General features: G+C 49.8%; 12 protein-coding genes. 6 read left to right on the top strand and 6 right to left on the bottom strand.

Annotated elements, in window-relative coordinates; translation table 11 throughout:
- Positions 1-95: 95 nt before the first annotated feature.
- The 6 genes from purD to CBE68_RS00360 form a co-directional block, all read right to left on the bottom strand.
- Entirely contained in the window at positions 96-1,388 is a 1,293-nt protein-coding gene (gene purD / locus CBE68_RS00385; RefSeq protein ID WP_087504085.1) for a phosphoribosylamine--glycine ligase, read from the bottom strand.
- A gap of 110 nt (positions 1,389-1,498) precedes the next feature.
- Positions 1,499-3,091 carry a bifunctional phosphoribosylaminoimidazolecarboxamide formyltransferase/IMP cyclohydrolase gene (gene purH, locus CBE68_RS00380; RefSeq protein ID WP_087504084.1) on the bottom strand — a complete coding sequence of 531 codons (1,593 nt, stop codon included), beginning with the start codon at positions 3,089-3,091 and terminating at the stop codon, positions 1,499-1,501.
- A gap of 103 nt (positions 3,092-3,194) precedes the next feature.
- Positions 3,195-3,485 carry a DNA-binding transcriptional regulator Fis gene (fis, locus tag CBE68_RS00375; protein WP_087504083.1) on the bottom strand — a complete coding sequence of 97 codons (291 nt, stop codon included), beginning with the start codon at positions 3,483-3,485 and terminating at the stop codon, positions 3,195-3,197.
- A gap of 28 nt (positions 3,486-3,513) precedes the next feature.
- The gene (dusB, locus tag CBE68_RS00370) at positions 3,514-4,482 is read right to left on the bottom strand and encodes a tRNA dihydrouridine synthase DusB (protein WP_087504082.1); all 969 of its coding nucleotides are present in this window, start codon (positions 4,480-4,482) and stop codon (positions 3,514-3,516) included.
- A gap of 147 nt (positions 4,483-4,629) precedes the next feature.
- Positions 4,630-5,505, bottom strand: coding sequence for a 50S ribosomal protein L11 methyltransferase (gene prmA / locus CBE68_RS00365; protein ID WP_087504081.1), 876 nt, complete (start codon positions 5,503-5,505; stop codon positions 4,630-4,632).
- Positions 5,506-5,574: 69 nt separating this feature from the next.
- Positions 5,575-7,881, bottom strand: a complete 2,307-nt coding sequence (locus CBE68_RS00360; RefSeq protein ID WP_087504080.1) for a putative bifunctional diguanylate cyclase/phosphodiesterase — start codon at positions 7,879-7,881, stop codon at positions 5,575-5,577.
- Positions 7,882-8,260: 379 nt separating this feature from the next.
- Between CBE68_RS00360 and CBE68_RS00355 the strand changes: the two genes are divergently transcribed.
- From CBE68_RS00355 to CBE68_RS00330, 6 genes are all read left to right on the top strand, one after another.
- Positions 8,261-8,599 (top strand): P-II family nitrogen regulator, encoded by a 339-nt coding sequence (locus CBE68_RS00355; protein WP_087504079.1) that lies wholly within the window; start codon positions 8,261-8,263, stop codon positions 8,597-8,599.
- Positions 8,600-8,630: 31 nt separating this feature from the next.
- Positions 8,631-9,920 carry an ammonium transporter gene (locus tag CBE68_RS00350; RefSeq protein WP_087504078.1) on the top strand — a complete coding sequence of 430 codons (1,290 nt, stop codon included), beginning with the start codon at positions 8,631-8,633 and terminating at the stop codon, positions 9,918-9,920.
- Positions 9,921-10,129: 209 nt separating this feature from the next.
- Positions 10,130-10,366 carry a TIGR02922 family protein gene (locus CBE68_RS00345; RefSeq protein WP_087504077.1) on the top strand — a complete coding sequence of 79 codons (237 nt, stop codon included), beginning with the start codon at positions 10,130-10,132 and terminating at the stop codon, positions 10,364-10,366.
- A 505-nt stretch (positions 10,367-10,871) separates the two neighbouring features.
- Positions 10,872-11,837 carry a transaldolase gene (gene tal, locus CBE68_RS00340; protein ID WP_087504076.1) on the top strand — a complete coding sequence of 322 codons (966 nt, stop codon included), beginning with the start codon at positions 10,872-10,874 and terminating at the stop codon, positions 11,835-11,837.
- A 9-nt stretch (positions 11,838-11,846) separates the two neighbouring features.
- Entirely contained in the window at positions 11,847-13,838 is a 1,992-nt protein-coding gene (gene tkt, locus CBE68_RS00335; protein WP_087504075.1) for a transketolase, read from the top strand.
- 121 nt (positions 13,839-13,959) lie between these two features.
- Entirely contained in the window at positions 13,960-14,298 is a 339-nt protein-coding gene (locus CBE68_RS00330) for a 4a-hydroxytetrahydrobiopterin dehydratase (protein WP_087504074.1), read from the top strand.
- Positions 14,299-14,580: the final 282 nt, after the last annotated feature.

The raw sequence follows: 14,580 nt of genomic DNA, 5'->3' as shown, positions 1-14,580 counted from the left end.
CTCAACACTGAACAAGCGATTGACCGACTAGTTTCAACATATCATAAAAAAGCCCGTCTGCTAGGACGGGCTTTTATTTTGGCTACTTTTAATCGCTAGTTATCGGCTTGTTCGCGGGCAATCGCGCGATAGCCAATGTCGTTGCGGAAGTAAGCTGTTGGCCACTTCACTTGGTGCAGCAATTCGTAAGCCTTGGCTTGAGCTTCGGTAACATTGGCACCGAGAGCTGTTGCGCAAAGCACGCGGCCACCGGAGGTGACCACTTGGCCTTCACTCATAGCGGTACCGGCGTGAAACACCTTGGCATCATCTTGCGCTGGCTCGGGCAATGCGGCAATGACATCACCTTTGGGGTAGCTGCCCGGATAACCGTCGGCCGCTAACACTAAACCTACTGCTGCGCGAGGATCGTATTCGGCGGTTTTGCTATCAAGTTGACCGTCAATGGCGGCCAAGCAAAGCTCAACTAAATCGGATTGCATCCGCATCATGATTGGTTGAGTTTCTGGATCGCCAAAGCGGCAGTTGTATTCAATGACCTTAGGTGTGCCGTCAGCCATGATCATTAAGCCGGCGTATAGGAAACCTGTGTATGGGTGTCCTTCCGATGCCATTCCTTCAACCGTCGGCATAATGACTTCAGCCATGATGCGGTCATGGATTTCTTGCGTTACGACTGGTGCTGGCGAGTAAGCGCCCATGCCACCGGTGTTAAGACCTGTATCGCCATCACCTGCGCGTTTATGGTCCTGAGACGTCGCCATCGGTAGAACATTTTTGCCGTCGACCATGACAATGAAAGACGCTTCTTCGCCGTCAAGAAACTCTTCGATTACCACGCGGCTACCGGCTTCACCAAAGGCATTGCCAGACAGCATATCTTTAATGGCTTCCTCGGCAGTAGCCAAGTCCATCGCAACAATCACGCCTTTGCCTGCCGCTAGGCCATCGGCCTTGATGACAATCGGTGCACCTACTTTGCGCACATAAGCCAGCGCTTCATCGGTATCGGTGAAGTTGCCGTAGTCTGCCGTTGGGATGTCGTGGCGGGCTAAAAAGTCTTTGGTAAAGGCTTTTGAGCCTTCGAGCTGCGCAGCCGCTTCGGTTGGCCCGAAGATGGCAAGCCCAGCGGCTTGAAATGCATCAACGACACCAATGACCAGAGGAGCCTCAGGACCAACAATCGTTAGCCCTACTTGGTTGGCTTTAGCAAACTCGACCAAAGCAGGGATATCACAGCCGTCAATAGCAATATTTTCCAGCTTGGCTTCCAGCTCTGTACCGGCATTTCCGGGAGCAACATAAACGGTGTCGACTTGTGAAGAGTGAGCAGCTTTCCAAGCCAGGGCATGTTCGCGGCCGCCGCCGCCAATTACCAGAACATTCATGTTTGAATCCTTTTTCGCTTTAATTTTTGCTCAGCTTGATACTGAGCAGAATATTCAGTTGGGTTGCTCTGCAACGAGCAAGGGCAGCCAAAGGCTGCCCTTGAGGGTACTTAGTGACGGAAGTGACGCATGCCGGTGAAGACCATGGCCATGCCCGCTTCATCTGCTGCGGCAATGACTTCATCATCGCGAATCGAACCGCCAGGCTGAATGACTGCGGTAATGCCTGCGGCAGCCGCCGCATCAATGCCATCGCGGAATGGGAAGAAAGCATCAGATGCCATCACTGAGCCTGCAACTTCAAGGCTCTCATCAGCCGCTTTAATGCCAGCAATCTTCGCACTATAAACGCGGCTCATTTGGCCTGCACCTACGCCGATGGTGGTTTCGCTTTTGGCATAAACAATGGCGTTCGATTTAACGAATTTGGCTACTTTCCAACAGAACATAAGATCTTTCATTTCTTGTTCAGTTGGTTGGCGCTTACTAACAACTGTTAGTTGCTCTTGGCTAACCATGCCTTGGTCGCGGTCTTGGACCAGTAGGCCACCATTGACTCGCTTCAAATCGTAGCCCTTGGTTTGGCTATTCCATTGACCACACTCAAGCAAACGTACGTTTGGTTTAGCTGCTACGATTTGGGCTGCCGCTTCACTCACCACAGGAGCGATGATCACCTCAACAAACTGACGAGAGACAATGGCCTCAGCAGTTTCGGCGTCCAGCTCGCGGTTAAAGGCGATAATACCGCCAAAAGCTGATGTTGGATCAGTTTTAAAAGCACTGTCATACGCTGCCAAAATGCTGTCGTCGGTGGCAACACCACATGGGTTGGCGTGTTTGACGATGACACAAGCAGGTTGAGTAAATTCTTTAACGCACTCGAGGGCTGCATCGGTATCAGCGATATTGTTGTATGACAACGCCTTGCCTTGCAACTGAGTTGCCGTGGCAACAGACGCTTCATCAATATCTGCTTCAACATAAAACGCAGCCGCTTGATGGCTGTTTTCGCCGTAGCGCATGTCTTGTTTTTTGATGAACTGGCTATTGAAAGTGCGAGGGAATTTAGATTCTTCGTCACCTTCTTTGTTGTCAGCATGGCTTGGCACCATGGTGCCAAAATAGTTGGCGATCATGCCGTCATAGGCTGCTGTGTGCTCAAACGCGGCAATGGCCAAATCAAAACGGGTAGCATGAACCAAAGAGCCATCGTTGGCATCCAGTTCGGTAATAATTCGTTCGTAGTCCGTCGCGTTGACGACGATAGCGACATCTTTATGGTTTTTTGCTGCTGCGCGAACCATTGTTGGACCACCGATGTCGATGTTTTCGACCGCATCTTCCAACGAACAATCTGGCTTTGCCACCGTTTGAGCAAATGGGTACAGGTTGACCACGACCATATCAATCGGTTGGATATTGTTTTCGGCCATGACATTTTCGTCAGTACCGCGACGGCCAAGAATGCCGCCATGAACTTTCGGATGAAGAGTCTTTACCCGGCCGTCCATGATTTCTGGATGACCTGTGTAATCTGATACTTCAGTAACAGTCAGACCTTCATCAGCCAACAGACGAGCAGTGCCGCCGGTTGAGAGTAATTCGACACCGCGAGCAGCGAGTGCTCGGGCAAATTCAACAATACCAGTTTTGTCAGAAACACTGAGCAGAGCACGCCTAATCGGTCGTGGAGCTTCCATGAGTTGTACCTATCTACTGTGAACTTGAATGCTAGTTTAGCGGGGAGGAGGCTGGCTCTAGAGCCAGCCAAAAAGTCATGATAATTATTGCCGAAGGCAATGATTAGTTCATGCCATATTTTTTCAATTTTTTGCGCAAGGTGCCGCGGTTCAGTCCCAACATGATGGACGCACGAGTTTGATTACCACGAGTGTGAGTCATGATCTCTTCAAGCAATGGAGCTTCAACTTCTGACAGAACTAACTCATACAAGTCATTGATATCCTGACCGTTGAGGGTTGCAAGGTAGTTGCTAACCGATTGCTTGACCGACTCGCGCAGAGTTGGTTGAGATACTGGTGTAGAAGGAGTTTCAGTAGAGACTGTCTCAGTTTTAAAGTTGTTTTCGAACATAAGTTATAAGCTCTTTGTTACAGCGGCTTTATTGATAAATCGATTGATAAAACTTAATCAGCATATCCAATTGCTCCGTTTCGCCTTCGACCTGATTGAAGGCGGCCCGAAACTGTCGTTGCTGATCATATGGTTCAACGAACCATCCCACGTGCTTTCGCGCGATTCGCATACCCTTAATCGGGCCGTAAAATTCATGCAGTGCATGCACGTGGTCTTGCAAAACTTGCAGCTGCTCCATTAACGGAGGCGCTGCAAGCTCTTCACCGGTTGCCAAGTAATGAGCAACCTGCTGAAACAACCAGGGGCGCCCTTGAGCGCCTCTGCCAATCATTACACCGTCAGCTGCAGTGTAAGCCATCACCTGCTTGGCTTTTTGCGGTGAATCGATGTCGCCATTGGCGATCACCGGAACATCAACGGCTTGCTTAACTGCTCTAATGGTGTCGTATTCCGCTTGGCCACGATAGCCACAAGCGCGAGTTCGACCATGAACGGTAAGGGCCTGAATACCTACACGAGCGACACGCTTTGCAATGTCGACCGCATTTTTGTTGTCGTGATCCCAACCGGTACGCATCTTCAGTGTCACCGGGACATCTACAGCTGCGACAACAGCAGCGGCGATTTGCTCTACTAGTTCTGGCTCTTTCATCAAGGCAGAGCCAGCGAGTTTCTTATTCACTTTCTTGGCTGGGCAGCCGAGATTGATGTCGACTAGCTGAGCGCCGTTATTGACATTGTGACGAGCCGCGCTAGCCATCAACTCAGGCTCAGAGCCAGCAATTTGTACCGCTCTGATGCCACTTTCGCCACTGTGGTCCATGCGTTGCTGCGATTTGTCGGTGTCCCAAACTTTGGGGTTGGCGGAGAGCATTTCCGATACTGCTAAACTTGCTCCCCACTTTCTCGCCATTTGCCGGAAAGGCCTGTCGGTGACACCAGCCATCGGCGCGCAGATCACTGGATGCGCTAATTTGAAATCACCGATCTGCACGAAAAATCACCAATCACTGCCAAGGGGCGGCTATATTACGCCCTTTTTGAGCGGCTGAAAAGGTTAAATAGTGTACCAATTGCTAGTTCAAAGAATGTGCTTTGCGCTGACGCAAAATGAGGTGAACTTGTCGCGATAATGGCGGTTCTAGCGATTTCTTTTTATGCCGCTAATGCGCATCCACTGTTCCTGTTCGACAACTTGCAGCGAATTGAACTGATCTTGGTAAGCTTGTTTGACACTCGTTTCTTGCTCAAGCAATAGTCCGGATAGCGCCAAAAGTCCGCTTGGTTTGACGAGATCTGCGATGGTCGATGCCAATTGCTGCAAAGGCCCAGCAAGAATGTTGGCAACCAGCACATCTGCTGCCGGCAGCTCAGCTTCGCCAGCAAGATGCAATTCCAGCTTGTCGGCCACCTCGTTGCGTTCAGCATTGGCTTGCGATGCCTGAATTGCTTGCGGGTCAATATCGATTCCGATGACTCGAGTGGCACCCAGTTTCAGCGCTGCAACGGCAAGAATGCCGGAGCCACAGCCGTAATCAATAACAGTTTTTCCGTGCAGGTCGAGGCCATCAAGCCACGCCAGACACAATGCTGTTGTGGGATGAGTTCCGGTACCAAATGCTAAGCCGGGGTCGAGCATGACATTGACAGCATCGGGTTCAGGAACGTCACACCAGCTCGGACAAACCCAAAGGCGGTTGCCAAATTTCATGGGTTTAAAGTTGTCCATCCAAGCCCGTTCCCAATCTTTATCCTCGAGCGCTTCCATTTTGTAGGTGAGTTGGCCAAATTGCTGCTGTAGTAGATGAAGTGCTACATCCATATCAGCGTTGGCTTGCCATAAGCCCATCACATCGGTTTCGCCCCAGAGTCTGGTTTCACCGGGAAGAGGTTCAAAGATTGGAGTGTCTTTAGAATCGAGGAATGTCACCGATAGTGCGCCACACTCGCTCATTGCATCACCGATTGATTCAGCTGATGCTGCCGTCGCATTGACTCGAAGTTGAAGCCAGGCCATGAATTGCCTCTATTTAGATCTGGATGGAATCGCGGTCGGCATTTTAGCCGTGCTCAGCGGTAAAGCAAATTAATGGTGAGAGCTTGTCGTGTGGTTTGACACCAATTTGTGCTCGGACAACAACTGAGCCAACAGGGGGCCCTGACCAAAATCGCAATGCAGTTGCTGTAACTGGCGACGCTGCTCTAGCGTTTCTACATCTGATGCGACCACTTGAATATTGAGTTTGTGGAGCATCAATATCAAAGACTGAGTGAAGCCATTTTGTAGTGATACGCCATTGCAAAACTTGCCGTCCAGACGAACCAACTTGGGCGGCATTTGGGATAATTGATTGAGAGCACCAAGACTATTGCCAAAACCGTCTAGGCCGATGGCGACGCCGGCTTGATATAGCACACTGAGCTCCATCTGAGTGTGAATGAACTGGTCAATGTAGTCTTGTTCGTCGATCAGTAAACCGAGCCGGTTAGCGACACTGGCATCACGGCGACAGCACAGCACTAGTTGCCGCAGCAACTCTGGATTGCAGTCTGCTGCGCGAATAAAAACGCGCACTGGCATTTGATTGATGGTGACTCGATCTAAGGTGTCGAGCACCTGCCGCAACAACCATTCTGAAGCCTGTTGCTGTAACTTCGGATCGGAGATTTGCTGAATCAGATCGTGCCCTTTGCGAATTGCTTCGGGCGCCGCTGGCCAAGTTACAAGCGCTTGATAATGGCCAATATTATCATCGGCTAATTCGACAATGGGTTGATAATGGAGCTGCAATTGGTTGTCTTTTATGGCTTCTGCGATGGCATTGTCGAGCTGCTGCAATTGCCGTTCTTCGCTGTCTAGTGACGAGTGGAAAAAGCGCGCGCAGCTGGAGCCCGAGTGCTTGGCTGCATACATAGCAGTATCGGCCTCGCGGAGCAATTGACTGATACTGCACTGTGGGTCATGGCAAGTGGTGATACCGATGGACAGCCCGACTTGCACTGTCGTGCTGCTGAGTTGAATAGGTTCGACCACGCTATCAATCAATTTATCGGCGAGTAACTGCAATTGATGCTGGCCTCCTGGTTCGGGTAGTAGAATTACAAACTCATCACCACCGAAGCGCGCTAGCACGTCACTTTTTCGAATTGCTCCGGCCAGTCGCATCGCAACTTGTTGTAACAAACGATCACCGTGATCATGACCCATAGTGTCATTGATGACCTTAAACTTGTTCAAGTCCATGAACATAATGGCAAGTGACTGGATGTGGCGTCCAAGCTGGCCAAGGGTTTGTTGCAATGATTGCTCGAACATGGAGCGATTATTCAACCCCGTCAATTGATCGTGTTGGACCAAGCGTTTGAGCTCATGGGTTTGCTGCAATAACCGCTGGCGTTGGGCTTTTAGTTTCTCTGCCAACTCCTGGCTAGCGGTCGCAAAAAGGTGCGATTCGTCGCGCAAAAATCGGTGACGCGGGGAACGAATGGATTGGTTAGCGGTGGCTAGCAGAGGCAGTTGCCGCGCTTGTCGACTCAATCGTAGTAATGGTCGCCAAATCAACCCAATTGCCATCGCACAGCAGATCGTCAGCGTTACAACGATGTACGTTGTAGTCTTCAGCCACACTTGCTCAACGTCAGTAATGGATTGTTGCGTTGGCATTGCGACCCACAACTCGGCTGGCGTACCGTCATTTTGTAACGGCCAACGCCACATAGCTTGTGGTCGGTGTTTTCCCACTAGAACAAACTCCGGTGGTAAGGGTGGGTTGCCTTTACTGGCGGTGAATTGGGGAGGAATTGCTGCTGTTTGGTAAAAAAGTTGCAGTGACTCACCCTCGGGAGCTACCAGCCACAAATTCGCTGAATGAGCGATGTCTAGTTTCTCCATCAAATCATTAATGCCAATCCGTTGAATGGTTAGTTTTGCCGCTTCCGAGTCATGGACAGAAAAGTACTGTAATTCACATTGTTGCTGACAATGCCAACGGCGATATTCACCACCGTTAGCTAGCAATGCTTGTTGCCATTGCTGAGCTTTGCTGTCGGCGGGTGGGGCGGGGCCTGCTAACAAACTGCCTGATGAATCGATAATGGTGGCATTGAAGCTATCTGCTAAGTGCTCCAATGATTGCTCGCTGGGTACTAAAGGTAGGACAGCCTCTAGCTGCCGGGCTCGCTCCTCGAGAATATGAAAGCCCTGTTTGGATGTGTTTCTCAGTTCAGCAATGAGGTGTTGCTGTTCGAGCAATATCCGTCGATTGAGTTCTTGTTTGCTTTCTGACGCCGACCACAGCATTAACGCCAGTACCGCAATGGCACTGGATACGATGAGTACGGTGGCAACCTGCCAACGTAAACTGACAAAGGGTGGTTTGTAGCGAATCGACATTCAAACAGACCTTGAGGCAATAGCTTCGTTGCTCGTTTGCGCCAAGTTAAAAATTACTCAATCGATCAAGCTTAGAAGAGGATTGGGGCAAGCTCCACTCGATTTGGCGGATAAATCGGCGCTGTTAGTAAATTGTTAAGTCGCGATGTGACTTAGATTAAAGAATAAATTTTGCTAACAAATTAGCTTAACCCGCTTGGCTCAAGTGATCTGACGCGCACTGCGTTTGATAATTAAAAAAAATATGTCGGAAGTCAGATCCAGCAAGACTGGATCTGTTTTACTCCGCACAGCTTGAGTACAACTAAGCAGGGTAGTTAAACCTGCGGTTAATCGCAGCATTGCTGCATTTATGTCATTTAAAAAGGAAAGCAATCAGATGAAGCTGATTACCGCCATTATCAAGCCATTTAAGCTAGATGACGTGCGAGACGCGCTGGCCAGCGTCGGAGTGCTTGGCATGACTGTCACGCAAGTCAAAGGATTCGGTCGCCAAAAAGGTCACAACGAGCTGTATCGTGGCGCCGAATATCAAGTCGATTTTGTTCCTAAACTGCGCCTTGAAGTCGCGGTTGCATCGGATCGTGTGGATCAAGTTGTGGAAGCCATTTCTGGAGCGGCAAACACTCACAACATTGGTGACGGCAAGATTTTCGTTACCCCAATTGAGCATGTCGTGCGGATCCGCACAGGCGAAACCGATCACGACGCTCTGTAATCGCGCTGCAAATAATTATAGGAACCTAATCATGTTGAAATTTGCTTTGTGGGCCTGTGCGCTCATGAGTATCTCTGGTGTTGCGCGAGCGGAAGACGCTCTTAACGGCGGCAACACAGCTTGGATTCTAACCTCTACAGCACTCGTGCTGTTCATGACGCTGCCAGGATTGGCGCTGTTTTACGGCGGCTTGGTGCGTTCGAAGAATATTCTTTCAGTCTTGATGCAATGCTTTGCAATTGCTTGTATTGCCTCGATTTTGTGGTTGCTGGTGGGTTACACCATGGCCTTCGGTGAAGCGAGCAACGGTCTGGTTGGTGCTTTCGACCATGTATTCTTTGCCGGTTTGACCGAACAGGCTTTAAATGGCGACATTCCCGCATCTCTGTTTGCGCTATTCCAAATGACCTTTGCGATCATTACGCCTGCGCTGATCATTGGTGGATTTGCTGAGCGCATGCGCTTTTCGGCCGTGGTGATTTTCTCATCTTTGTGGCTGTTGGCTGTTTATGCGCCTGTTACCCATTGGGTCTGGGGTGGCGGTTGGTTAGGTGAGATGGGGTTACTCGATTTCGCCGGTGGTACTGTGGTCCACATTACCGCAGGTGTTGCAGCATTAGTTGCCGCTCTGGTTCTGGGGCCACGTAAAGGGTTTCCAACTCAACCTATGCCGCCGCACAATCTCACGATGACAGTGTGTGGTGCGGGTATGCTTTGGGTTGGTTGGTTTGGCTTCAACGGTGGTTCGGCGCTAGCCGCCAACGGTGATGCTGCGATGGCCATGACAGTCACTCATATTTCAGCCGCTGCGGGCTCATTGGCTTGGATGGCGATGGAATGGATTAAGTATGGTAAGCCGTCTGTGTTGGGGATCGTGACTGGTATGGTTGCAGGTTTAGGTACCATTACTCCTGCTTCAGGTTTCGTTGGCCCGATGGGTGCCTTGGTCATTGGTCTGAGCGCTGGTGTCGTTTGTTATTACGCCACTCAGCTGATTAAACGCAAACTGAAAATTGATGATTCCCTCGACGTCTTCCCGGTGCACGGTGTTGGCGGTATTTTGGGCACACTGCTAGCAGCAGTCTTTGCTTCTGCCGAATTGGGTATTTTCAGTGGTCAGGGCTTGGCTGAAGGTATGACCATTGGATCGCAGTTTGTGGTTCAAGCCACAGGTGTCGTGGCGACGTTTGTTTACACCGCTGTGGTGACTTGGATTTTGCTCAAGCTGGTTAGTGTATTTGTTGATCTTCGTGTCACTGCCGACGAGGAAACTCAAGGATTGGATTTAGTGCTTCATGATGAGCGCGGTTACGATCTTTAGTGAATTTCGCGTTAATACATAAGCCGGGTTTCACCCGGCTTTTTTAAGCACAAGTATCGCTTGTTAAACCCTCATCGCCACGCTGCAGCGCAGATGAGCATTGTTTATCTCACTGCAAAGCGTGGTAGTCTATTTATCGACCAGTTCAAATTTATTATCATGGGCAGTCGCTTAGGTCAGTTGAGTGGGCCGTGTTGCAGGTGGGACGAATGATGAATCTGAAAGTAACCGTGTTGTTTTTTAGTGAGGCCGACCTGCGTCTCCGAGATGAAACTCTGGAGTTGCAAGTTGGTGATGGCGGCCGCGCCATCATCCCAGCAGAGTACAAAGAAGGTAAGCAAATCATTGCGGTGTTGGCGGGTGAATGCCATTTACTCAACCGCATTGGTGATCGCGTTTTACCCCTGTCGTCAGCAGAGATTCTAACCGATATCGATTTTGAGTAAGTTCACTCCGAGCATCAACTGATATCCCACTGAGCCTGCCGCATTAGGGTTTTTGCTGTCGTGTCGAGTGTTGTTGTGAACTGCATCGACAACAGCCGAAATTGGTTACTACAAAACCAAAATTAGTAATTCAATTCCTTTCTTCAATCTCATACCTTAGCCATGAACGAGTTTAGAGGCTCTTTGGCTAAATAATTATTGCAATTATTCGCATATATAGTCGAAATCCGGCTTTAAGGCTGTACAATGAGCGTCCGTTTCGATCCTCGTTAGAATTTGGATCAGGCGCCCTTTGATGTCGCAAATCGCCGACATCGTAATACTCTCGTTCAACGGTGAATGGATTGATGTGCGATTCGGTTTGCAATGAAACCGAGTCGGCATTTTGGTAGTCATTGGTTTTGACTACCGGCTTCTCAGATTGGCGGGAGTCGCTGGAGCAGTGTTGTCACTGCGCAAAAACTCTCATAAAAGAAACAGTAAACAAATTTAGTAGGACGACCACATGGCAAATATCCTTGAGCAACTTAAGCAGGTGACGACTGTGGTTGCAGACACCGGTGATGTTGATGCAATTGCTCGCTTCAAACCGGAAGATGCGACGACTAACCCGTCTTTGATCCTTAAAGCAATGGCTTTGGATACTTATCAGCCGCTATTGAATGACATTCTTAAGTGGGCCGCTGAACAAACTGAAGACGATCAAGAAGCTGTTGCACTGGCTGCAGACAAGCTAATTGTTGCCATGGGACAAGAAATCCTCAAACAAGTACCTGGCAAGGTTTCAACTGAAGTCGATGCGCGGTTATCATTCGATACCGAAGCGAGCGTCGCCAAAGCTCGCAAGCTGATTGCCATGTATGAAGCAGCTGGCACTGGCCGTGAGCGAGTGTTGATTAAGTTGGCTTCAACATGGGAAGGCATTCGTGCAGCAGAACAACTTGAAAAAGAAGGCATCAAGTGTAACCTGACGCTGCTATTTAGCTTTGCTCAAGCGCGTGCTTGTGCGGAAGCTGGCGCGTACCTGATTTCGCCGTTTGTTGGCCGAATCTTAGACTGGTACAAAAAAGCAAATCCGGGCACTGAATATGCGGCGGCTGAAGAGCCTGGCGTGATCGGTGTGTCGAAGATTTACCAATATTATAAAGAACATGGTTATAACACCATCGTAATGGGCGCTAGCTTCCGTAATGCTGGCGAAATCGTTGCGTTGGCTGGCTGTGACCGCTTAACCATCAGCCCTGCGCTGTTGGAAGAGCTGGAAGGCATGGAAGGCACCCTCGAAACTGCGCTCACTCCGGTTGCGGCCAGTCAAGAGAAGCCTTCATTAATGACAGAAGCTGAGTTCCGCTGGGGTCATAACGAAGATGCCATGGCAACTGAGAAGTTGGCTGAAGGTATCCGAGGCTTCACCGTGGATCAAGGCATAATGGAAGACAAACTGCTGGCCGGAATTCAAGCAGTAAGATAAGAGGTTCTCATGCAATCCCGTAAAGATTTAGCGAACGCCATCCGCGCCCTGAGTATGGATGGAGTGCAAAAAGCCAACTCAGGTCACCCTGGTGCACCAATGGGTATGGCTGACATTGCTGAAGTGTTGTGGAACGACTTCCTCAACCACAACCCAAGCAATCCAGACTGGTTCAACCGCGACCGTTTTGTGCTCTCAAACGGCCACGGCTCCATGCTGATTTATAGCTTGCTGCACTTAAGCGGCTATGACTTGAGCCTCGATGATCTCAAGCAATTCCGTCAGTTGCATTCTCGCACTGCTGGTCACCCAGAGTACGGCTATGCGCCAGGCATTGAGACAACCACAGGTCCTCTGGGCCAGGGTATTGCCAATGCAGTTGGTTTTGCCGCAGCAGAAAAGATTCTGGCGGCAAACTTCAATAAGCCTGACTTTGATGTTGTTGACCACTACACCTATTGCTTCTTGGGTGATGGCTGCATGATGGAAGGTATTTCTCACGAAGTATGTTCTCTGGCTGGCACCTTGAAACTCGGCAAATTGGTTGCGTTCTACGATGACAATGGCATCTCCATTGATGGTGAAGTAGAAGGCTGGTTTACCGATGACACTCCTGCTCGTTTCCGTGCTTACGGTTGGCAAGTGATCGAGAATGTTGATGGTCACGATCCAGAAGCGGTCGCGGCAGCCATTAAGCTGGCTCAGCGTGATAGTGAAAAACCAACTCTGATTTGCTGCAAAACCGTGATTGGTTTTGGCTCACCAAACAAAGCTGGCAGCCACGACTGTCACGGTGCGCCATTGGGTGCAGATGAAATCAAAGCATCGAAAGAAGCTTTGGGTTGGAAGTACGGTGACTTCGAAGTTCCTGCTGATATTTACTCAGGCTGGAATGCCCTCGATGCCGGTGCTGAAAAAGAAACTGCTTGGAACGCTTTGTTTGAAGCGTATGCCGCTCAGTACCCTGCAGAAGCAGCTGAACTGAAGCGTCGTGCAGCTGGCGATTTGCCTGCTAACTGGGAACAAGTTTCCACTGAGATGCTGGCCAAGTTTAACGCTGAGGCAAATAAAGTTGCTTCGCGCAAAGCGTCACAAAACGTACTTGACGTGATTGGTGCAGAATTGCCGGAATTGCTCGGTGGCTCGGCTGATTTGGCACCATCTAACCTGACCTTCCACAAGTCATCAAAGTCTATCACTGGCGAAGATGCTGCAGGTAACTACCTGCACTATGGGGTTCGCGAATTTGGTATGAGCGCCATCATGAATGGTTTGGCTCTACACGGTGGCTTTATCCCTTACGGTGCAACCTTCCTGGTCTTCATGGAATATGCTCGCAATGCACTGCGTATGGCGGCGTTGATGAAGAAGCGCTTGGTTCACGTTTATACTCACGACTCTATTGGTCTGGGTGAAGATGGCCCAACGCATCAGCCAGTTGAGCAAGTAGCCAATATGCGTAACACGCCTAACTTGGACACTTGGCGCCCATGTGATGAGTTTGAAACCGGTGTGGCTTGGAAATCAGGTGTTGAGAAAACTGATGGTCCAACCGCTTTGGTTTTATCTCGTCAAGGTTTGGCACCAATGGCTCGCTCTGCAGAACAGCAAGCAGCTGCCGCCAAAGGTGGTTATGTCTTGGTTGACTCTGACAGCGCGCCAGAAATCATTCTGATCGCCACTGGCTCTGAAGTTGAGTTGGCTGTTAATGCTGCGGCAACATTGAAGGAGCAGGGCAAAGCGGTTCGCGTTGTGTCGATGCCATGTACCTCGGTATTTGATGCCCAAGATGCAGCATACAAAGAGTCTGTGTTGCCAGCTGCTGTCACCAAGCGTGTAGCAGTTGAAGCGTTACACGTTGACTTCTGGTGGAAGTACGTTGGCCTAGGTGGCAAAGTTGTTGGCATGACCACTTATGGTGAGTCAGCCCCTGCCGGTGATCTGTTCAAGCACTTCAACATCACTGCAGAAGCAGTTGTGGAAGCCGCAACCAGTCTGTAATCGGCGAACATATGTTGTGAAGGGGCTGCCTGATGGCAGCCCTTTTTATTTGCCTGATCGACTAGTCTTAGTACGACGTTAGCAACATTGACAACGACAATGACAAATAAGGGAAATAACCATGACTGAGCTGGCTCAACAAAGTTGCGAAGCATGCCGTGCTGATGCTCCCCGGGTAACCAAGGAACAAATGCCGGCACTATCTGCTGCGGTGCCGCAGTGGCAGGTAATTGATGATCACGCGGTACTGAAGTTACAGCGCCAATTTAGCTTTAACAATTTTGTCCAAGCAATGACATTTTCCAATCAAGTTGGCGATTTGGCTGAGCAACATGGCCATCATCCAGCGATTTTAACCGAGTGGGGCAAGGTGACGGTAACTTGGTGGACTCACAAGATTAAAGGGTTGCACAACAATGACTTTGTGATGGCTGCAAAAACTGACGAGTTAGCGGGCTAATAAGGCCAAGAAAAAGGCCAGCTGGTGAGTAAAGCTGGCCTTGTCATTTCTTGATTGTCATGATTAACCCCGCGGTTCTGGTACATACCGCAGCGGCGTTAGCCACAAGCTGTACGGGGTGTCCTCAAGGGTCTTCTTGAGTCGACTGTTCACCTTTCTGTCCTCCAAAAAATCAGTTCGAGCCTATTGCTCGAGCTGATTATAGTGGAAAGGTGATGTAGATCACATTTTTTCTGTTTAAAATTTACTCACCCTTTAGTGGAAACAAAACTGAACACTCGA

The organism is Neiella marina (genome assembly GCF_002165625.1).
Classification (GTDB): domain Bacteria; phylum Pseudomonadota; class Gammaproteobacteria; order Enterobacterales; family Neiellaceae; genus Neiella; species Neiella marina.
Note: the sequence above shows the minus strand (reverse complement) of the source record. Positions and strands in the feature narration are given on the sequence as shown.

Bases quoted from the DNA above. Each gene is read 5' to 3' on its own strand.
- purD (WP_087504085.1), bottom strand. From the start codon at position 1,388: ATGAATGTTCTGGTAATTGGCGGCGGCGGCCGCGAACATGCCCTGGCT.
- purH (WP_087504084.1), bottom strand. From the start codon at position 3,091: ATGGAAGCTCCACGACCGATTAGGCGTGCTCTGCTCAGTGTTTCTGAC.
- fis (WP_087504083.1), bottom strand. From the start codon at position 3,485: ATGTTCGAAAACAACTTTAAAACTGAGACAGTCTCTACTGAAACTCCT.
- prmA (WP_087504081.1), bottom strand. From the start codon at position 5,505: ATGGCCTGGCTTCAACTTCGAGTCAATGCGACGGCAGCATCAGCTGAA.
- CBE68_RS00360 (WP_087504080.1), bottom strand. From the start codon at position 7,881: ATGTCGATTCGCTACAAACCACCCTTTGTCAGTTTACGTTGGCAGGTT.
- CBE68_RS00355 (WP_087504079.1), top strand. From the start codon at position 8,261: ATGAAGCTGATTACCGCCATTATCAAGCCATTTAAGCTAGATGACGTG.
- CBE68_RS00350 (WP_087504078.1), top strand. From the start codon at position 8,631: ATGTTGAAATTTGCTTTGTGGGCCTGTGCGCTCATGAGTATCTCTGGT.
- CBE68_RS00345 (WP_087504077.1), top strand. From the start codon at position 10,130: ATGATGAATCTGAAAGTAACCGTGTTGTTTTTTAGTGAGGCCGACCTG.
- tal (WP_087504076.1), top strand. From the start codon at position 10,872: ATGGCAAATATCCTTGAGCAACTTAAGCAGGTGACGACTGTGGTTGCA.
- tkt (WP_087504075.1), top strand. From the start codon at position 11,847: ATGCAATCCCGTAAAGATTTAGCGAACGCCATCCGCGCCCTGAGTATG.
- CBE68_RS00330 (WP_087504074.1), top strand. From the start codon at position 13,960: ATGACTGAGCTGGCTCAACAAAGTTGCGAAGCATGCCGTGCTGATGCT.